This is a genomic window from Leminorella richardii, from assembly GCF_900478135.1.
Classification (GTDB): domain Bacteria; phylum Pseudomonadota; class Gammaproteobacteria; order Enterobacterales; family Enterobacteriaceae; genus Leminorella; species Leminorella richardii.
Genome location: NZ_LS483470.1, coordinates 3,659,129 through 3,678,111 on the forward strand (window position 1 = coordinate 3,659,129; position 18,983 = coordinate 3,678,111).

At 56.2% G+C, this 18,983-nt stretch carries 17 protein-coding genes and 1 pseudogene; 3 read left to right on the plus strand and 15 right to left on the minus strand.

Features of this window, described 5'->3' with window-relative positions; genetic code table 11:
* Positions 1 to 86 precede the first annotated feature (86 nt).
* Both DQM29_RS16595 and DQM29_RS16600 read left to right on the plus strand, forming a co-directional pair.
* On the plus strand, positions 87 to 1,856 hold the full coding sequence (locus DQM29_RS16595; RefSeq protein ID WP_111741700.1) for an ABC transporter permease: 1,770 nt from the start codon (positions 87 to 89) through the stop codon (positions 1,854 to 1,856).
* Complete coding sequence (locus DQM29_RS16600) at positions 1,849 to 2,922, plus strand: ABC transporter ATP-binding protein (RefSeq protein WP_111741701.1); 1,074 nt, start codon at positions 1,849 to 1,851, stop codon at positions 2,920 to 2,922. Before DQM29_RS16595 ends, DQM29_RS16600 begins: the two co-directional genes overlap by 8 nt.
* 65 nt (positions 2,923 to 2,987) lie before the next feature.
* On the opposite strand, the pseudogene DQM29_RS16605 reads toward DQM29_RS16600, so the two are convergent.
* From DQM29_RS16605 to DQM29_RS16665, 13 genes and pseudogenes are all read right to left on the minus strand, one after another.
* Positions 2,988 to 3,241 (minus strand): annotated as a pseudogene (locus tag DQM29_RS16605) (Txe/YoeB family addiction module toxin).
* Complete coding sequence (gene yefM, locus DQM29_RS16610; protein WP_111742138.1) at positions 3,238 to 3,489, minus strand: YoeB-YefM toxin-antitoxin system antitoxin YefM; 252 nt, start codon at positions 3,487 to 3,489, stop codon at positions 3,238 to 3,240. Before yefM ends, DQM29_RS16605 begins: the two are co-directional and overlap by 4 nt.
* Before the next feature lie 62 nt (positions 3,490 to 3,551).
* On the minus strand, positions 3,552 to 4,559 hold the full coding sequence (locus tag DQM29_RS16615; RefSeq protein ID WP_111741702.1) for a LacI family DNA-binding transcriptional regulator: 1,008 nt from the start codon (positions 4,557 to 4,559) through the stop codon (positions 3,552 to 3,554).
* Positions 4,560 to 4,717: 158 nt separating this feature from the next.
* Positions 4,718 to 6,247, minus strand: coding sequence for a tripartite tricarboxylate transporter permease (locus tag DQM29_RS16620; protein ID WP_111741703.1), 1,530 nt, complete (start codon positions 6,245 to 6,247; stop codon positions 4,718 to 4,720).
* Positions 6,248 to 6,278: 31 nt separating this feature from the next.
* Positions 6,279 to 6,740: a tripartite tricarboxylate transporter TctB family protein gene (locus DQM29_RS16625; RefSeq protein WP_111741704.1), complete on the minus strand. Its 462-nt coding sequence runs from the start codon at positions 6,738 to 6,740 to the stop codon at positions 6,279 to 6,281.
* 51 nt (positions 6,741 to 6,791) lie between these two features.
* On the minus strand, positions 6,792 to 7,775 hold the full coding sequence (locus tag DQM29_RS16630; protein WP_111741705.1) for a tripartite tricarboxylate transporter substrate binding protein: 984 nt from the start codon (positions 7,773 to 7,775) through the stop codon (positions 6,792 to 6,794).
* A gap of 37 nt (positions 7,776 to 7,812) precedes the next feature.
* On the minus strand, positions 7,813 to 8,868 hold the full coding sequence (locus tag DQM29_RS16635) for a sialidase family protein (protein WP_111741706.1): 1,056 nt from the start codon (positions 8,866 to 8,868) through the stop codon (positions 7,813 to 7,815).
* Positions 8,869 to 8,886: 18 nt separating this feature from the next.
* Entirely contained in the window at positions 8,887 to 9,813 is a 927-nt protein-coding gene (locus tag DQM29_RS16640; protein ID WP_111741707.1) for a dihydrodipicolinate synthase family protein, read from the minus strand.
* Between the two features lies 1 nt (position 9,814).
* Positions 9,815 to 11,473 (minus strand): signal transduction protein, encoded by a 1,659-nt coding sequence (locus DQM29_RS16645; RefSeq protein ID WP_111741708.1) that lies wholly within the window; start codon positions 11,471 to 11,473, stop codon positions 9,815 to 9,817.
* Between the two features lie 48 nt (positions 11,474 to 11,521).
* Positions 11,522 to 13,129 (minus strand): FGGY-family carbohydrate kinase, encoded by a 1,608-nt coding sequence (locus tag DQM29_RS16650; RefSeq protein WP_111741709.1) that lies wholly within the window; start codon positions 13,127 to 13,129, stop codon positions 11,522 to 11,524.
* A 301-nt stretch (positions 13,130 to 13,430) separates the two neighbouring features.
* Positions 13,431 to 13,904, minus strand: a complete 474-nt coding sequence (locus DQM29_RS16655; RefSeq protein WP_111741710.1) for an NTF2 fold immunity protein — start codon at positions 13,902 to 13,904, stop codon at positions 13,431 to 13,433.
* Between the two features lie 90 nt (positions 13,905 to 13,994).
* A complete protein-coding gene (lysM, locus tag DQM29_RS16660) occupies positions 13,995 to 14,441 on the minus strand; it encodes a peptidoglycan-binding protein LysM (RefSeq protein WP_111741711.1) in 447 nt (148 codons plus the stop codon).
* Between the two features lie 100 nt (positions 14,442 to 14,541).
* Positions 14,542 to 15,861, minus strand: coding sequence for a YidR family protein (locus tag DQM29_RS16665; protein WP_111741712.1), 1,320 nt, complete (start codon positions 15,859 to 15,861; stop codon positions 14,542 to 14,544).
* Between the two features lie 174 nt (positions 15,862 to 16,035).
* Between DQM29_RS16665 and DQM29_RS16670 the strand changes: the two genes are divergently transcribed.
* Positions 16,036 to 16,998, plus strand: coding sequence for a threonine/serine dehydratase (locus DQM29_RS16670; protein WP_111741713.1), 963 nt, complete (start codon positions 16,036 to 16,038; stop codon positions 16,996 to 16,998).
* Between the two features lie 9 nt (positions 16,999 to 17,007).
* Here DQM29_RS16670 and DQM29_RS16675 read toward each other — a convergent pair whose 3' ends face one another.
* Together DQM29_RS16675 and DQM29_RS16680 are read right to left on the minus strand one after the other, a co-directional pair.
* Positions 17,008 to 17,529 (minus strand): GNAT family N-acetyltransferase, encoded by a 522-nt coding sequence (locus tag DQM29_RS16675; protein ID WP_111741714.1) that lies wholly within the window; start codon positions 17,527 to 17,529, stop codon positions 17,008 to 17,010.
* A gap of 138 nt (positions 17,530 to 17,667) precedes the next feature.
* Positions 17,668 to 18,873 carry an MFS transporter gene (locus DQM29_RS16680; RefSeq protein WP_170126594.1) on the minus strand — a complete coding sequence of 402 codons (1,206 nt, stop codon included), beginning with the start codon at positions 18,871 to 18,873 and terminating at the stop codon, positions 17,668 to 17,670.
* Positions 18,874 to 18,983: the final 110 nt, after the last annotated feature.

The following is an 18,983-nucleotide window of genomic DNA, read 5'->3' on the forward strand; positions in this document are numbered from 1 at the left end:
CCATATGACGTCTGGGCGGCTGGCGCTGGCGCGCCTCCGCCCTTTTGCCTTTTTCAACAGGGAGTGACTCTTCACTGGGAGTAGCTATGTACTCATTGCGCAAAATCAAGCAGAGTTTACCGCGCGGCGTCGTGGTGGCTCTTACGGCGCTGTTCATCTACGGCCCGCTGGCGCTGATCGTAACTCAGAGCCTGTTCTCGGCGCCCTTCTTCGTCGCCGATAAGACATTCTCGCTAGATGCCTACCGCTTCGTCTTCGACGATCCTGACTTTTATAAAGCGCTAAAAAGCGGCTTTATCTTGGCGATCGGGCTAGTGGTTATCGTTATTCCCCTTGGCGGCATTCTGGCATTTCTTATTGTGCGTACCGATCTGCCCGGCCGTCGCTGGATTGAGCCGACCATTCTGGTACCCGTATTCGTTTCCCCCATGGTGCTGGGCTTTGGCTACGTGGTGTCCGCCGGGCCAGTTGGCTTCTTCTCCCTTTGGGCGCAGGAGTGGCTGGGCTTTGTACCGTGGAACATCTATTCGATGACCAGCATTGTGATCATTGCCGGCCTCACTCACGTGCCGCACGCTTACCTATATATCTCATCGGCGCTGCGCAATATGGGTTCAGACGTGGAAGAGGCAGCGCGTATCTCCGGCGCATCGCCGCTGCGGGTCATGATGTCCGTCAGCCTGCCGATGGTCAGACCCGCTATTCTGTACGCTACCGTGCTGCTGTTCTTCCTCGGGCTGGAAGTCTTTGGCCTGATGCTGGTGCTGGGGGATCCGGAAGGCAACCTAGTACTGGCGACCTATCTGTATAAGCTGACCAACAAGCTCGGCATCCCCTCTTACCACCTGATGGCGGTGGTCGCGGTGGTGTTGATCAGCATTACCATCCCGCTGATTATGCTGCAGCGCCACCTGATGAAAACCGCTAACCGCTTCGTTACCGTTAAAGGTAAAGCGTCGCAGTCCCACGCGCTGCCGCTGGGGAAATGGCGCTGGGTGGCAGGCGCGGTAGTTATCCTGTGGCTGGTGGTTACTATTTTCGTGCCGCTGGCCGGCATTCTACTTCGCGCTTTCGTGTCCAACTGGGGGGTCGGCGTGCCGCTAATCGACCAGCTGTCCCTCAACACCTTCCGCACGGTGTTCTCCCAGCCTAACCTTATTCGCGCCATCGTCAACTCGGTTGCGATCGGCGTATTCGGCGGCGCGCTGGCGGTTATCTGCTACACCTTCATCAGCCTGGCGATGCACCGAAAGCCAGACCGCATTACCCGCTTCCTCGACTACAGCGTGCTGGTGCCCCGTGCAGTGCCCGGCCTGCTGGCCGGATTAGCCTTCCTGTGGGTATTCCTGTTTACGCCGATGTGGATGGACAAATCGCTGGCCGACGGCTATCTGTCGGTGCTGCCCGGCTCGCAGTGGATCCGGGATAACGTCATCGTTTGGATGCGCGCTACCCGCAACACCATCTTCAGCGTCTGGCTGGCCTATACGGTGGTGTGGCTGGCCTATGGTCTACGGCTGATTTCGTCGGCGCTGCTTCAGGTCGGCGCAGAGCTGGAAGAGGCGGCACGCAGCACCGGCGCGCGTCAGAGTCAGGTCTCCCGCCAGATAACCGTGCCGCTGGCGCGCTACGGCCTGATCGGCTCCTGGCTACTGATGTTCCTGATTTTCGAACGCGAATACTCAACAGGTGTCTACCTGCTCTCACCGGGCACAGAGACCATCGGCTCAATGCTGGTATCACTGTGGGCTACCGGCGCAGTGGACATCGTCGCGGCACTGTCGTTTATCAATATCGTTTTGGTTATGTTCGGGTTAGGGATCGCCCTGCGATTTGGAGTAAAACTCAATGATTGAACTCACAGTAGACGAGCTGTATTTGAACTACGGCACTAACCCGGTACTAAAAGGCGTCTCCATGCAGTTAAACAAGGGCGAAGTGGTGACACTGCTTGGCCCTTCCGGCAGCGGTAAAACCACTCTGCTGCGCGCTGTTGCCGGGCTGGAAGGCCCTTCCCGGGGCAAAATCACTATTGGCGATCGCGTCATGTTTGACGGCAAAAGCGGCCAGATCACTCCGGTCGAAGACCGCAACCTTGGGCTGGTGTTTCAGTCCTACGCCCTGTGGCCGCATATGACTATTTTCGACAACATCGCCTATCCACTGAAGCTGCGCAAAACTCCGTCGGCAGAAACCCGGCAGCGCGTGGACGCCGTGCTGACGCAGCTTGGCTTAGGCCAGCTGGGCCAGCGCTACCCACACCAGCTGTCGGGTGGGCAACAGCAGCGAGTCGCCATCGGGCGGGCGCTGGTTTACAACCCGCCGGTGCTGCTGCTCGACGAACCGCTCTCTAACCTTGACGCCAAGCTGCGCGAAGAGGCTCGGGTGTTCCTGCGCAGCCTGATTGTTGAGCTTGGCCTGTCAGCGCTAATGGTCACCCACGACCAGAGTGAGGCAATGGCGATTTCCGACCGTATTCTGCTGCTTAACAACGGCGTGATTGAACAGCAGGGCACGCCGCAGCAAATGTATGGCGCGCCAACCACCCTGTTCACCGCCGAGTTTATGGGCAGCAACAACCGGCTCAACGGCCGCATTGTCGAACAGCGTGGAGAGCTAGCCCGCATTGAGGGCAAAGGTTGGTCGCTGTGGGGAAAAGCCGAACCCGGTATGAAAGAAGGGCAAAGCGCGATTGCTGTAGTACGAGTTGAGCAGGTCAAGGTCAACGATGACACCGAGCAGAACGCCATCACCCTGCCGCTGTTGACCAGCATGTATCTGGGCAGCCACTGGGAGTACCTGTTCCGCGACGTCTCTGAAGATTCACCGGTAGTGCGCGCCTTTGGCGCTAAGCCGCCGAGCGACGGCGCCTGTCGACTGTCGATGGCGCCGGAGTGCGTGTGGCTGTTTGCAAAGGAATGAACTCGTAAAGACGCGTCAAAGAAATAATTAAGCGGAGCCACGCTAGTGTGTGGCTCCGCTTAATATCAATAGTGGTAGCGGCAGGCAGCGATAAACAAGTTATCATCGGAAACGTCATACACCAGCCGATGCTCTTCCGTGATTCTGCGCGACAAAAGCCTGATAGGTTGTGTTTAAGCGGCTCTGGCTTCCCTATACCTTCAAAAGGCGTTCTCTGAATATCCTTGATCAGTTCGTTGATTCGCTTAAGGATCTTTTTATCCATTTGCTGCCAGTAAAGATAGTCTCCCCATGGCTGGCTAGAAAAAACAATTTTCATTCATCCAGCTTCCTCTCAACGCCTTTGCCTGAGCGCAGCTCTTCAATTGACGTCATCAGACGTATTGCGTTCGCGGGAGAGCGCATCAAGTACGCCGTTTCCTCAAGAGACTCATATTCTTCAAGCGACATAAGCACACAGGGATCGCCGTTCTGGCGAGTGATCAAAATAGGCGCCCGATCCTCGATTGTTTTAACCATTGTCGCGGCCAGATTTTGACGAGCCTTGCTGTAACTTATTTTTTCCATCATCACGTCTCATTGTACAAATATAAAAACGTTCGAGAATTAAATCAGCAGGAGCCTTGCCCTCAAAGCCCGTACCCAACCCGACTAATCAGCTCTGCCCTCGCCACAAAGCGCTCGCAGGCGGCCTCTCCCTGTAGCTTGGCCAGCATGATCCGGCAGGCGTTTTCCACCAGCCCCTTTTCGTCCTGCCGCATTGACCAGAGGTTGTTGCCCAAAAAGCTCAGCATCACGTGTTCGTCAAAGGTGCCGATATTAATCCGGCTGGGAATGTAGCCGTAGCGCTCGCGCAGCACGCTTAAGCCGCCTTCAAGGATCGGCAGGGACGACGCGATAAAGTTCACCGGCGACTCGCCGTGCTGTTCGATGTAGCGGTTCATCATCAGCTCGCCGTCTTCCACTCTGTTGTGATCGGCATAGGAAAGATGATCCTCACTCTGTGCCATGCCGCAATCGGTCATAGCATCTACGTACCCGCTCAGGCGATCGGCAATGGTAGGCAGCCCGACATCGCCGACAAAGAAGTGAATGGGCTGCTGCACCTTCTCCAGCATGGCCGCCGTCAGCCGATAGCCGCCGTCGCGGTTGTCGGTGATTACGCAGGCGGAACCCTCAACGCCGAAGTCTCGATCGAGAAACACCAGCGGCTTACTGCGGTGCCTAACGTGGTGCAGCTGGCTTTTGGCATCGACGGAAACAACAAAAATGCCGTCGACGTTGCGCTCCTCCAGCGATTTCACCAGTCGGTTTTCATACTTCGGATCGCCATAGGTACAGCTGATGGTGAGCTGATAACCCATCTCCCGGCAGCGGATCTCTAAAAGCTCCGCCAGCGCGGCGAAAAAGGGGTTAGACAGCCGGGGAATGACCAAACCGAAGGTTTCAGTTTTGTTGAGTTTCAGGCTGCGGGCGGTGTGGTTAACGGTGTAGCCGTATTCGTTAACGTAGTCGGCAATCTTTTCCTGCGTTTTCACGCTAATGCGATAGCGCTCCGCTTTGCCGTTCAGCACCAGCCGTACTGTGGTAATCGACAGGTCCAGCGCGTTAGCTATCTGCTCAATGGTTTTGGCCATGCTTCTTTATCCGTTATTGCTCCATCACGGCGACACCCGCCCAGCCGAACAGGATACGGCAATTGTGTCTGTTTATGTAGCGGTAGCTAATAGTAGCTAATGGAAGGGAGCGAGAAGAGCGCCGATTGCCCCGAGGATCGAACAATCGGCACGAGTGATTACTTAGACGCCTGCCCACGCGCGGCTTTGCGCACGCGGAGAAACGACTTGATTTTAGGGCCGACGATCGGCAGCAGCAGCGTCAGCAGTGCAATGACCAAGAAAGTAGCACAGATAGGACGCGTCAGCAGCACGGAAGGATCGCCTTCGGACATCATCAGGGCACGACGCAGGTTGGACTCCGCCATCGGGCCAAGAATGATGCCGATAACAATCGGCGACATGGAAAACTCTAGCTTAATCATGATATAGGCCAGAAAACCCGAGCCCATCATGACAAACACGTCCGTCATGCTGTGGTTGACCGCGTAGGCTCCTACGCTGCACAGGATGAAAATCACCGGTACCAGCACGCGTCTGGGCACATCCATCACTCTGGCGAACAGACGCATGCCCATAAATCCCATGATGCCCATAAACAGGTTAGCCGCGAACAGGCCAATAAAGATAGAGTTCACTTCAACCGGATGGTCGGTAAACAGCTGTGGCCCTAGTGCCAGCCCCTGCACCATGAAAGCCCCCATGATGATCGCCGTGGCCCCGTCGCCGGGAATGCCGAGCGTCATCAGCGGCACCATCGCGCCGCCCGCCACCGAGTTAGCTCCCGCTTCCGGTGCAGACACACCCTCGGGTGAGCCGTGACCAAACTCTTCCGGATGCTTTGACCAGCGTTTAGCTTCGTTATAGGCGATAAACGACGCGATGTCGCCACCGACGCCCGGCACTGCACCAATGCCAGTACCGATCACCGAGGAACGAATATAGGTTGGCAGCACACGCTTAAAGTCCAGCCAGGTCGGCAGAATGCGCGTGATGTTAGCCTTCATCTTTTTCACCTGCCCGACCAGCCGTTCGCGATTGTCCTCTTCGAAGCTTAAGAGCCCCTGAGAGAACGCAAACAGCCCAACCAGCACGGGAATAAAGGAGATACCGCCCATCAGGTAGATGGAGTCAAAGGTAAAGCGCATGCCGCTGGTCATCGGGTCTAGCCCGATGGTCGCAATAAACAGGCCGAGCGCTCCGCCGATAAGCCCTTTGATTATCGACTGCGACGACACGCTGGTAATAATGCTGATACCGAATACCGCCAGCGCGAAGTACTCAGGCGCAGAGAAACCGGTTGCCACCTTTGCCAGCATAGGCGCAATCATCACCAGCGCCACGGTGCTGAACAGGCCGCCAAACATAGAGGCAAGGGTTGATAGCCCCAGCGCTCGGCCAGCTTCGCCCTTTTTCGCCATCGGATAGCCGTCAAGCACCGTCGCCGCCGATGCGGGCGTACCCGGCGTACTTATTAGGATGGCGGTAATCGAGCCACCGTACACTGCGCCACAGTAGACACCGAGCAGCAGCAAAATTCCCGTCATGCCCTGAAACGAGTAGGTCAGCGGCAGCAGTAGCGCGATGCCCATGTTGACGGTCAGCCCCGGCAGCGCGCCGATAATAATGCCTGCCAGCACGCCGAGCAGGATCATGGAGACGGTTTCCAGGCTGAATACGATAAAAAGGGCTTCCAGAACTTCATTCATATCGCTATTCCTTCGTCCTTTATTCTAAAAACTATTCTAAAAATTCAGAGATAGGCAGTGGCGAGTTGAAAATCATCGTGAATGACACATAAATCACAGCCACGATAGCTACCGTCATCACCGCAATAAAGCCGAGCCGCCGCTCCCCCATCATCCACATCAACACCGGGATAAGCACGACGGTGGCGATAATGAAGCCCGCGTAGTTGAGCAGCACGCCGTACAGCGCCAATACCCCCGCTACCAGATAGGCTCTACGCACCGAAATAGAACCGAGGTCTACCGTTGCATCCGCCAGACTCAGCCTTCGAACCGCCACTTCAATCCACTGCAACACACCGAGCCCAATAAACAGCCACGCCAGCCCGTAGGGCCAGAACCGTTCGCCCGGCACGCCGTATTCATCAAACATGCTCATATCTTTAGAGAGATAGAGGATGAGCAGGCCAAACAGCACCGAAAATGCGCCGACCAGAATATTCATTTTCCGCATGGGGATGTCTCCCTCCCGCCGACGCTAGCCGGCGGGAGCTATTGCCGTTGACTACTTCTTCATGGTTTCAGCAATCAGCGCTTTATACATCTCGTCGTCTTCTTTCATCATGTTGTAGGCGTCATCACCGGCGATCACTACCGGCATAATGCCCTGCTTCTTCAGCGCTTCCTGATAGGCTGGAGTTTTCACTACTTCAGTAAAGGCACCTACCAGCTGGTTTTTCACATCGTCAGGCACTTTAGCCGTCGTCGCCAACACCGCCCAAGCACGCATTTTCACGTTAACATCCAGCCCCAGAGCTTCTTTGAAGGTTGGAACGTCCGGGAACAGCTCAAAGCGCTTCTCGTCCATGACGCCCAGCACTTTCAGCATGCCTGCATCTACCTGTGACTTCACCGAGCCCGGCGTGGTCAACACAGCATCGATGTGCCCACCCACCAGAGCGGCGATTGAGGGGCCAGTGCCTTCGTTATAAGGAATGTGGTTAAACTTGACGCCCAGCTGCTTCTCCATATTGACTGCCGCCAGATGGTAAATGGCGCCCATGCCGGAGTTACCAACCTTCAGCTTGCCCGGTTCAGCCTTGGCTGCGTCGACAAAAGACTGCAAAGAGGTATAAGGAGACTTGGCGTTCACCACTACCGCCACTGGGTCAGCGATGGTGGTGACCAGCGGCGTGAAGTCCTTGTAGGTCACCGGCGACTTGCCCTGGTGCGGGAACATCGCCAGCTCCACGGTGGTCATCACCAGCTTATAGCCGTCCGGCTTAGCCTTGGCGACCTCGATAAGTCCGGTCAGGCCGTTGCCAGCAGGCTTGTTAACCGGCACAAACATGGTGCCTTTTGGCATCCGGTCACGGGCAAATTCAATGACGGTGCGGGCCGAAGTGTCGGTACCTCCGCCGGGATTTTTCGGAATAACGACTTCAACGTTTTTGGTAGGGTAGGTTAAGACCTGCTCAGCCTGTGCGATACCAAACGGCACCAGCAGAGTCATCGCAGCAGTCAGTGTGGTAAGTAAGCCTTTCTTCATGAGGGTTCTCCACAGTTTATTGTTATACAGCGTCATATTAGAGCGTTATGCATTGGTACACGATGTTCTTACGGTTCCACGTGTAGGTCACGTGAAGAGTACGGCCTTCGGCAACAATCGCCGGATAGGAAAACTCCCCTTCGCCACTCTCTAAGTCCAGCAGCGGCGACCAGCTCATTCCGTTGTCGTTTGAGAAACAAAGGGAAATAGGATAGCGACGTCCCCAGTTACCGGCAATCGGGTTATAGGCCAGCACCAGCAGCCCACTATCCATTGTCGCGGCGTCAATGCCGCTGTTGTTATTAGGAAGCGACGTCGCATAGGCCGGGCTCCAGCTGCGGCCGTAGTCCTGCGAGTCGCTGCGGTAGACTTGGCCGCGAGTGCTGCGCATCATGGCGTGCACACAGCCCGATTCAGACTCCCACAGGGTCGGCTGGATCACGCCGTCCCACTGAAAGACTCGCTCCAGATCGGTTTCCCACAGGGCGTCGTTCTTTAACCCCTGCCAGACGCCCCCCTCTTTTGCTGAGACTGGCTGGACGTGTTCAATGGGAATATCCACCCTGTTCCAGCTTGTACCACGATCGTCAGAAAGATCGACGAAAGCGTCCCAATAGCGGTCGTCTTCCACCGAGCCGGGCGCCAGCCACTCGCCGTTGGACATCACCAACAGCTTATTTTTAACGGGCCCGCGCGGCGCGCTTTCGCCAGAAACCAGCTCGCGAGGTTCGCTCCAGCTTTCGCCGTCGTCGTCGGAGGTAGCGATGCGCGTGGTCCAATGATGGACGTCCGGGCCGACCTTGTAGAACAGCCACAGTCTGCCGTCCTGCGCGTGCAGTACCGGATTCCAGTGGGCCAGCCCCGCTTCAGCTATGATGCGCCGGGCGGGCTGCCATTGGCCGCCAGCGCTTACGGAGTCACGCACAGACAGCCAGATAGCGGTATCGCCGCTGCCCTCTTTCTGACCAGCGAAATAGGCGACCAAAACGCGGTCGCGATCGGGCAGCACGGCGATCGTCGACGCATGGCAGTTGTTGAACGGCAAGTCGTTCTTATCCAACAGGAACTGAGCTTGTGATTTAACAAAATCCATAGCGTAACCTCTTTTTTCTTATAGCTTTAACGCGCCTTTGACGTCCTGCCCCAGCCGAACCATCGCGTCCGTCGCCTGCGGGAAGAAAGTCTGAGTAAAGCCGCCGCTGTTGCGCACTCGGCAGGCTATGGTACGGAAATTTCCAATCGACTGTTGGAAATATTTCGCGCATATCGGGTAATCGACGTGCTCAATCAGCGCTGCGGTCGACAGATAGTCAGACAGCTTCTGCGCCCTTTCCGGCTCGTTCCGCCACTGCTCGTACAGCCAAACGTACAGTTCAGGGTGGAAGTTGGCCATTACGCCGCTAAACGCATGACAGCCGGCCTGAAACGACGCCAGCAGCGTCTGGCTGTTGGCGTTCGCCAAGTGCAGCCGACTGCCTTCGCACAGCGCCAGCCGACGCTTGATGATATTGATATCGCAGCAGGTATCCTTGATAAACGCGTAGCGCCCGCTCTGCGCGCACCAGGCAACGGTATCGTCCGACAGCAGCCGCTTGTAGGGATACGGGCATTCGTAAATGCCTAAATCAACGCGCTCAGGCACCGCCACCGTCAGTTGCTTAAGCGCCTCCAGCGCTGCCTCGTCGCTCTCACCCGCCTGCGCCAAACGGTTGCTGATAAAGATCACGCCGTCGACGCCGGTTTCCGCCATGCCCGCGACCTGCTCACGCTGGTGATCAAACGCCGTCGCCGTGTGGCCAGAAGCCACTACCGGCACGCGCCCGTCAACCTTCTCAACGATAAAGCGCACCAGTTTACGGGCTTCGTCGTCACTGAGGAAAAACATCTCGCTTGACTGGCAGTCGGCAAACAGGCCGTGCACGCCCGCCGCCAGATACCACTCCACCAGCTTTTCCAGCGACGCCCAGTCGATCTCTTTACGCTCGTCAAAAGGCGTCAACATAACCGGCCACACGCCAACGTATTTCTGATTGCTCATGTTACACACCCTTTCCAAGCGCTTTATACGCCTCACCGGCGACCTTAACCCGAATGCCCTGCGTCAGACACTGCGCCACAAACGCCTTCAGCACACCGTGCAGATGGGCTTCATCCACATAGGCAATGGTGATGTGGTTACTCTGGTGACCCGCCATCAGATCGTCGCGCGTCACGCCGTCCAGCACGCCGTTAAGCAGCGGCCACTCGTAGTTTGTAGCGCGGCGGCGGCGCTCAAACTCTTCTTTCGGCAGCTCAACCGCATGGCCGGTGCCGATGTGCATAATCACGTCAGCTCCTTCATAGTGCGCTCGCGCCCAGACAAAGCGCCCTGCCTTGCCCTGACCACAGATGGTCGCGCCGCCGTAAGGGAAGAACATCGACGGCTGACGGTAGCCAGTTGCACCCGCAATGCCACCCTTCAGATGCTCAAACGGCACCGCGCCGGAAATCTCAAAGTCCCAGTAGAACACGCCCTGATACTCGCTGCCCCAGCGGATATCGTGCAGCGTAGTTTCCGACGGCAGGCCAAGCCCTGACAGCAGGCGCCAAAGCATGGTTTGCGGAATGGCGGTGCCCATATCGACTTCGTTGATACAGGGGATCGGCTGATTAGGGCAAATAATATCGCCGTTCTCGTCTGGGATCGGGAAACGTTCGGTTGAACCGATAGCCCCTTCAGCAAAGTCCGATGCCGCGCAGCTGTCCTTCAGCCCCTGCTGGTACTGCACACCAACCGCCGACAGGCCAAAGCGCTTGGTAAAGCGCGCCATGGCGATCATCATCGCACACTGTTCTTTCACCTGCTCGCGGGTCAGTTCGGTTTTGCTATCTGTGCCGAACATAAACGTCATTCCGCGATCTTCGTACCACTTCAGGCAGGCTTCGCGAAGCGCGTCCGGCACCTTCGCCATCTCCACCAGCAGGGCAGACTGCGACAGCGACTCCAGCGGCATGCCGATGTTAACCAGCGCCTGCTGCGGGAACACGCCGTTAATCATCCCCATGCAGAAGGTGTCGAACAGGCCAAGGATCGCCTTGTGGCGCAGAATATACTCACCCACTTCGCGACCGATTGCCCCTTCTGGCGTTGCCATCACCGGATGACTGGTCGCCACGTCGTGCAGGTAGCCCGTCTTGTGGGACAGCCCGCCGTAGCGCAGCCAGGTTTGCAGCCCGTTGGTAAACAGGTCGTCGTCAAAATTCTCTGACCACAGGCGAGAATAGGGCTTGCCGAGGCTGGTCAGCGTGCCCGCCAGGCACAGCATCCCCACCAGGCCGGGCCAGGTGCCGTCAAAGTTGGCCAGCAGCAGCACCGGGCCGCGGTGCTTCGCCAGCGACGGCGCGACGTGGTGAGAATACTGCCATGCAGTCAGCAGTACGATCACCGGCGCGTCGGGGTCAATCGCGGCGAACAGGTCGCTGCCCTCTTTCTGGCTGCTGATAAAGCCGTGGCCTCTGTCTTTGCTAACGGGGTGGGCGCGCTTCATCTCGTAACCCTGATCGGAAAGCGCCTGCGCCAGCTTTTGTTCAAACTTTTCCTGTACCGGCCAGCAGGTCACGTTAGCAGGCTCGCGCAGGTCAGCGTTAGTTACCATCAAAACCTGACGCGCATTAACGCCAACGGTTGGCGGTGAAGGAGGAAGAGAAAGTGTAAGCATGTTAGTCGTCCTGTTTTTATCAATCGGTTCGTTAACTGGTTTATGAATTTATTTATCAAGCGAAAGGGAACACGCGTGATACATCACGTCGGCGTAGCGCTGCTGGTCCTGATACATTTGGAGATAGACACGGTACTTGGCGTCGTGAAAGGCATAAGTGGAGGCGTCCGGCTCGATGAGTTTCCCCTCGCGCACCATGGCGCGAGCCGCCTCGGCAAAGCCTTTAAACGCGCCGCAGGCAACGGCGCCAAGCAGTGCTGCGCCCAACGTTACCGCATCCTCTTCTTCTGCCAGATGGATAGCGCGCCCGGTGGCGTTGGCGTACTCCCGCAGCCACAGCGGGTTCTTGGTCGCGCCGCCGCACATGATGATTCGGTCAATTTGATGACCCGCGTCCACCAGGGCGTCGATAATATGGCGCGTGCCGTAGGCAATGGCCTGCAGCGTCGCTAAATAGCGTCGCGCCAGCTCGTCAACGCCGGTTTCAAGGGAAAGCCCTGATACCATGCCGCGCGCGTCCGGATTGGCGCGCGGTGAGCGGTTACCGTGATGATCGGCCAAAACGTGATAGTGGCAGGTCGGGTAAGCTTCGCGCTGTTCCAGCTGCTCAACCAGACGGTTCAACAGCGCATAGGGGCTCTTGTCCAAGGCTTTTGCCTCTGCGACCAGCGCGCCCCACGCCGCGCTTTGATTCAGCGTCCAGTCGACTAGGGCTCCGGCGGCGCTCTGCCCCCCTTCATTAAGCCAAAGGTTTGGGATCATGGCGCCGAAGTAGGGCCCCCAAACGCCGGGTACCATCACCGGCTCAGGACTGACCACCATATGGCAGTTTGACGTGCCGCTGATAATCGTTAGGCTGCCCATTGGGTTAGCCGCCGCCAGTGCCAATCCCCCCGAGTGGGCGTCGATAATGCCGCCGGCAACCACGACTTTCGTCGTCAGGCCAAGCTGACCGGCAGCGCTTTCGCACAGCGTTCCTGCACGTTCACCAAGCGCCAGAACCTTTGACGGCACTTTGGTCAGCACGTCTTCCAGACCGACGCCCGCCAGCAGGCTTTCGCTAAAGCGCTCTTCGTGGGAAAGATAGTTCCACTTGCAGGTCAGCGTACACACGCTGGCAGCGTCGGCACCGCTGGCGCGCCACACTAAATAGTCTGCCAGATCGAAAAAGCGCCATACCCGCTGATAGCGTTCCGGGTAGTGGCGCTTTAACCATAAAATCTTGGGTAATTCCATCTCAACGCTGACCTCGCCGCCGACATAGGCAAGCGCCGGGTCGTTAGTCAGATTGATAGCGGTGGCCTCCTCCGTGGCGCGATGGTCCATCCACATCACGATATCCCTTTCGGGAGAGGCGCTCTCCGATACCGAAATCGAACTGCCGTCAGAACCTACAGCTACCAGCGAGCAGGTAGCATCGAAGCCGATAGAACCGATGGCATCTGCATCAACGCCAGAAAGCGCAACCGCCTCTTTCACCGTTTCGCATACGCGCTGCCAGATATTCTGCGAGGACTGCTCCACTTGGCTTTCACCCGAGTGAAACTGCTGAATAGGCCGAACGGCAAAGGCCAGCCGTTCGCCTTTCTGCGTGAATATTCCGGCCCTGACGCTGGCGGATCCCACGTCGACACCGATGAAAAAAATCTTTGCCATGCTCGCTCCAACTCAATGCTGCGTCGAGTTAGCAAATTATGAGAAGCGAAAAAGAAAGGCAATGACAGGATGTGGAAACTGTGAAATAGATCTAAAGAGAAATATTAACAATATGAAATATATGAAAATAAAAAATGGTGTTTAACGCGGAGAGAAAGAAGAATATAAAGAACGGGCTTTAATACTATGCCGTAACGCCCTTTCAACGCTTTGCTGAAATTTCCAAGCTTGGCGTCAGCAATGAAAAAAGAGCGCTAATCCCACGGTCTTAAGAGATAAAGAAGCTAGATAAATGATTCAGTTAAAGTATTTGTGAACGCCAATTTTCGCTACCGTAGCGGCGGCCTTTGTAGCTGTCGATTCGCCACTCTCCGGCCTTCTTCAACATAACAAACAGATACTCATCCTGAAAATCCGTCTGTGTTTTTATATACACTTCGGCACGGCTTTTGGTCTTTAGCTCGACCTGCGCGTCCAATAGGCTTTCAATTCCGGCAAACTTTGACGGAAAGCCGAAGCTCTTGGGGCTTTTGCCGCCGTACACTCTGCGCTTGTCGGTACAATATTCGTCAAACAGCGGTGCAATGCGATCGCCAAAGGGCGTAAACCAGTCAGTACGCGGCGCATAGTGGTATTCAACGCCGGGATACTGTTTACGCAAAGACTTATCTTCTTCTTCGCTACGGGTGCGAATATCGTTTTCAATCTCGTTCCACGTCTCGCCAAATGCCCTGACGCGTTCGACCAAATACGCTTTTAACGCGGCTTCATCCATGACGGTTTACCTTACTGAGGGGTTCGTTTTAGTTATAAAAAAACCCCGCCAGCATATACCAACGGGGTGATAAAAGTAGTGCGCCGTAAATTACGCTTTAGGAATACGCAGCACCTGCCCCGGATAGATCTTGTCCGGATGGCTCAGCATCGGCTTATTGGCATCGAAGATAACCATGTACTTATTGGCGTTACCGTACTGTGACTTCGCAATGCCGCTCAGAGTATCGCCTTTTTTCACGGTGTAGAAATTGCCCGCTTCAGACGGCTGATCGACGTTCAGCTTGTCTTCAACCTTGCCAATGCTCTCTACGTTGCCAAGAATGACCATCAGCTTTTCTTTCAGCTCTTGGTCCGCTGCCGCGCCGCCAACGACGACAGTGTCGTCTTTAACGTCGATATCGATCTTATCCATACCCGGCAGCCCTGCCTTGCTCAGGTGCTCCTTGAGCTTTGCAACTTTATCTTCCGGTTTGCTAGAGACGTTATCCCAAAGCTTTTCGCCCGCTTCCTTTACAAAATTGAATAAAATTCCCATTCTCTTCTCCAACATGGATATAAGTGAAAAATGCGCCGGTGAAGGAAAAAGGCAACCATACAGCCTTCTTTTCCCGACGGATCCAACACATTATAGACTGCTACTCCATGCCTTCACCAGTTTCCCAGCCATCCATTTCTGTGCCGGTGACGAATAGTTGAATAAAACCATCCACTTCGCGCATATAGGCGATGTATTTTCCGTTGGGTGAAAAGACCACCGCATCGGAACAAGGGTGGTTTTCCGACTGCTTTTCCGTCAGGCGTGTGACCACTCCGCTGTTAACGTCACATAGCGCAACGCTGCCGTCCATCACAAATGCCAAGCTTCGCCCGTCAGGGCTCCAGGTAAAGGCTGACTGTACGCCAAACTCGCCGTCCGTCACCTGTTTAAGCTCACCGCCCAGTGGGGAGACCAGCCAAACCTGCACAACGCCGAAGTCGTCTTTCATCAGAAAGGCGATTTTGCTGCCGTCAGGCGAGCTGCGAAGCCAGTGACGAGGGGAGGTTGCAATACCGGGAAAGCGGCGATCTGCCGTGTAGGTCAGCCGACGCTGACGAACAGAGTGTGGTGGCGAAGGCAAAGTGTCGGGAGTCCCCGCCAGAGGCGCTAAACCGGCCTGTGTATAAGCTTCAGGCTCTTGCGGCAGATCGACAATAAACACTTCAGGAATTTTACTGTCGTCCTCAGACCTGACGTCACCAATAAAGGCGAGCGCCCGGCGCTGACGAAAGCCGTCAGCGTTGATATAGCCTTCTTGCCCCACCCAGCCCTCTTCGTAGGCGCGGCTGATTTCATCACTGCCCGGCTGCGGGTGAGCAACAGTTTGGCTCACCAATACGCAGAAATGACTGCCGTCATATTCCCTCGGGTGCTGCTTGTCTACTCGCACCGGATGAAGCGTGACTGCCACGCCGACGTTGCGCTGGTCGAACTCGGCGCCGCGTTCATGCATCAGGTGGTCGTTATAGGTAAAACTCAGGAAGTCGCCGTCATGGCTGAAAACGTGAACGTGAGAGCCGCCGCGCAGCGCTCCGGGGGTAAACGGCGGAGTGATATCCATAGCGTCCAGCGTCACCGCTTTAGCTCTGTCTGGCTCGGTAACGATAACGCCTCGCCGATGGTGAAAGTCGTAGTGCCACTCTGCATCCGGCTTTTCCGGGCTGTGAATAAACACGTAGCGAACCGGTTCAGTCGGGCTGACCGTCACCACACCAACAAAGCTCTCAGGTTCTGCCTGATACACCACTTCCACTTCACAGGTTTCTATATTTACCCGTTCAATGGTCTGCCCGGTAAACGACGCGCCGCTAGGGCGCACGTCATAAACCAGCCACTGGCTGTCCGGCGTCCAGACGTTGACGTTGGTTAACTGATGGTTGCAGGGCGTATAGGTCACCTGTTTTTCTGTCTCTTTCATCGCTGCTCCTGCTTGTCACCTTGGGAATTTTTATGTTGCAAGATAAATCCGGTGCTGTCACGGTCAACGACGCGGTTTTTCCGCGCTGCGCCGCAAAAAAGACCTTTTCTCTCGACATTGTCCCTCTAGTCGAGATAAAACTAAGCCACTGCCCTCAGCACTTCAGGAGATCTCATGGATTCCCTTATTCGCCAAATCGTTGACGCTCATCTGGGCATTCGCCCTCAGGTGAGAACAACGCCGCTGGAACTCAGCGCGCCGCTGTCACTGATGAACGGCTGCGAAGTGTTTCTCAAATGCGAACACGTGCAGCACACCGGTTCGTTCAAATACCGCGGCGCGGTAAATAAAGTGCGCCTGTTGAGCAATGAAGAGCGAGAAAACGGTGTGATTACGGCGTCAACCGGTAACCACGGGCAGGCTCTGGCGCTGGCGGCGCGCGCCTTCGGCGTTCCGGTAACCGTTTTCGCGCCAACGACAGCGGCCAAAGTAAAACTCGATGCCATACGCACCTTCGGCGCTCAGGTCGAGCTGGTTGAGGGCGGAGCGCTAGAGGCAGAAAAGGCCGCAGCAGAACGGGCAGCAGCACAAAACACCCTGTTCATCTCACCCTATAACGATCTCGATATTATTGCAGGCCAGGGCACGGTCGGCGCAGAGCTGGCAGAGCAGGCTCCTGACCTTGACGCGGTGTTTGTCGCCGTCGGTGGTGGCGGGCTGATCTCCGGCGTTGGCAGCATCGTGAAGAAAATGTCCCCCAAAACGCAGATTATCGGCTGCTGGCCAGAAAATTCACCCGCTATGTACGCTAGCCTTCAGGCAGGAGAAATCGTTGACGCTCCTGAATTCGACACCCTGTCGGACGGCACTGCGGGAGGTATTGAGCCGGGTTCAATCACCTTTCCCCTCTGCCAGCAGCTGATTGACCGCTGCGTGCTGGTGAGTGAGCTGGAAATTCGGCGCGCTATGCGCCTGCTTGCTGACACTGACCGATGGATGGTAGAAGGCGCCGCTGGCGTTGCTCTTGCTGCGGCTTTACGACTGATGCCCGAATTTAAGGGTAGACGAATCGCCGTCGTGCTGTGTGGCAGAAACATCGTGTTGGATAAATATTTACAGGCGATATCTGAGGCCTAGCCTTCAGCGCTACAGGTTTAAATACATAGCAATACGCGGCGCTCGGCTCCAAACCTGCTCCTGCACTAGGGCATCCTGTAGGAATGCCGGCAGCGCCTGCTGACCAAAGTCGTTAAAACCGATGCGGCGATAAAACGGGCCGTTCCACGCTACGTCGCGAAAGGTGGTAAGACCCACATAGCTGCTGCCCTGATGACGAGACCAGACAATAGCGGTATCAATTAAACGACGGCCGATCCCTCGACGGCCAAACGACGGATGAACGCCCACTTCCTTCACCCATCCCCAGTCGCCGACGGCATCCATCAGAATAAATCCCATGGGTTCATCCTGTGCGTCGGCTGCTACCCATAGACGCTTTTCTGACTGCGCCAGCTCCAGCATTGACATCGGCAGTGTCTCCTGCTGCTCCTCTTCGGGCAAAATATCAAAGGAAAACAGCGACGCAGCGGCGCGCTCAATACTGGCAATAGTGCTGAGATCGTCAATCTGGCTCAGACGAATAGGATAGTGCCCTTTTTCAACAACCATAGGTTCTCCTTAGCCAATCGTAAGCCTCTTGCCAACGCAAATCGCATGATACCCGTACCGCTTTGCGTCACGCTGTCTTATCAAGTGTATTCCAAGCTGTAGCCGTTTGCCGCATGGAACACACTGACAAGAGAAACGCTAGGGCATCAGCTCCGTTCGCCGCGTCTCTTTCCCAAGCCAAATCACTGCCAGCACTGCAATAAGAATTGAGATACAGAACAGGCTGAAAATCAGCGAAATAGAAGCGTTTACCGCTACCAAATAGCCCACCATCAGTGGCCCAAGAATCCCGCCCACTCGGCCTATGGAAGCCGCCATACCGGTGCCGGTAGCGCGAATTGCCGTTGGATACTGCTCTGGAGTATAGGCGTACAGCGCACCCCAGGCGCCAAGGTTAAAGAACGACAGCAGCATGCCAAACGTGAGTAACAGGGCCACGGAGTCGGCCGCGCCAAAGAAATACGCGCAGACAGCCGTCCCGGTCAGATAGACCGCCAGCACAAACTTGCGGCCAACGCGCTCAATCAGCCAGGCGGCGGTAAAGTAGCCGGGCAGCTGCGCCAGCGTCATGATGAGCACGTACTGGAAGCTTTTCACCAGACTAAAGCCTTTAAGCATCACCACACTCGGCAGCCACAGGAACATGCCGTAGTAAGAAAACACCACACAGAACCAGAGGATCCACAGCATCACGGTGGCGCGTCGGTAGTCCGTGGACCACACCGCCCTCACGTTGTCCAGAATGGACGGGCGCCGTTTTTCAGCGGCCATTTCGACATAGCGCGGCGAATCCGGCAGGTGCAGCCGCAGATAGATAGCGTAAAACGCGGGCAGCGCACTGAGCAGCATCGCCGCACGCCAGCCATAGTCAGGAATAACAAAGTAGGCAATCAGCGCCGCCGCCAGCCAGCCAAAGGCCCAAAAGCTCTCAAGCAGTACAACAACGCGCCCCCGCTCGTGAGATGCAACGCTTTCAGACACCAGCGTTGACGCCACCGGTAATTCACCGCCTAGCCCCATGCCGATCACAAAGCGCAGCGCTAACAGCGCACCCAGCGTGGACACCAGCGCAGTCAGGCCGCTGCCGACAGAAAACAGCAGCAGCGTCACAATAAAGGCCGACTTTCGCCCGGTTTTATCGGCCATCACGCCAAACACAAAGGCGCCCACCGCCATGCCGATAGAGTTAACGCTGCCTATCCACCCCAGCTGCTGAGCGGTTAATCCCCAGTCCTGCTTGAGCGCGGCGAGTAAAAACGACAGCAGGCCGACGTCAAGAGCATCAAACATCCATCCTAGTCCGGCAATGGTCAGCAGCCGACGCTGAGTGACCGCTTTATGCATCCCTGCCTTTTGCGTGGTTGTTGAATATGGCACCAGGCGAGCCCCCATATAGGTAATAGAAGAGGAAAAGCGAGTGATTTTCTTTAGGATAGCCGCACCAGAAACGCGCG

Bases quoted from the DNA above. Each gene is read 5' to 3' on its own strand.
- DQM29_RS16600 (WP_111741701.1), top strand. From the start codon at position 1,849: ATGATTGAACTCACAGTAGACGAGCTGTATTTGAACTACGGCACTAAC.
- DQM29_RS16665 (WP_111741712.1), bottom strand. From the start codon at position 15,861: ATGAAAGAGACAGAAAAACAGGTGACCTATACGCCCTGCAACCATCAG.
- DQM29_RS16650 (WP_111741709.1), bottom strand. From the start codon at position 13,129: ATGGCAAAGATTTTTTTCATCGGTGTCGACGTGGGATCCGCCAGCGTC.
- DQM29_RS16595 (WP_111741700.1), top strand. From the start codon at position 87: ATGTACTCATTGCGCAAAATCAAGCAGAGTTTACCGCGCGGCGTCGTG.
- DQM29_RS16620 (WP_111741703.1), bottom strand. From the start codon at position 6,247: ATGAATGAAGTTCTGGAAGCCCTTTTTATCGTATTCAGCCTGGAAACC.
- DQM29_RS16680 (WP_170126594.1), bottom strand. From the start codon at position 18,873: ATGCATAAAGCGGTCACTCAGCGTCGGCTGCTGACCATTGCCGGACTA.
- DQM29_RS16645 (WP_111741708.1), bottom strand. From the start codon at position 11,473: ATGCTTACACTTTCTCTTCCTCCTTCACCGCCAACCGTTGGCGTTAAT.
- DQM29_RS16635 (WP_111741706.1), bottom strand. From the start codon at position 8,868: ATGGATTTTGTTAAATCACAAGCTCAGTTCCTGTTGGATAAGAACGAC.
- DQM29_RS16640 (WP_111741707.1), bottom strand. From the start codon at position 9,813: ATGAGCAATCAGAAATACGTTGGCGTGTGGCCGGTTATGTTGACGCCT.
- DQM29_RS16675 (WP_111741714.1), bottom strand. From the start codon at position 17,529: ATGGTTGTTGAAAAAGGGCACTATCCTATTCGTCTGAGCCAGATTGAC.
- DQM29_RS16625 (WP_111741704.1), bottom strand. From the start codon at position 6,740: ATGCGGAAAATGAATATTCTGGTCGGCGCATTTTCGGTGCTGTTTGGC.
- yefM (WP_111742138.1), bottom strand. From the start codon at position 3,489: ATGGAAAAAATAAGTTACAGCAAGGCTCGTCAAAATCTGGCCGCGACA.
- DQM29_RS16655 (WP_111741710.1), bottom strand. From the start codon at position 13,904: ATGGATGAAGCCGCGTTAAAAGCGTATTTGGTCGAACGCGTCAGGGCA.
- DQM29_RS16670 (WP_111741713.1), top strand. From the start codon at position 16,036: ATGGATTCCCTTATTCGCCAAATCGTTGACGCTCATCTGGGCATTCGC.
- lysM (WP_111741711.1), bottom strand. From the start codon at position 14,441: ATGGGAATTTTATTCAATTTTGTAAAGGAAGCGGGCGAAAAGCTTTGG.
- DQM29_RS16615 (WP_111741702.1), bottom strand. From the start codon at position 4,559: ATGGCCAAAACCATTGAGCAGATAGCTAACGCGCTGGACCTGTCGATT.
- DQM29_RS16630 (WP_111741705.1), bottom strand. From the start codon at position 7,775: ATGAAGAAAGGCTTACTTACCACACTGACTGCTGCGATGACTCTGCTG.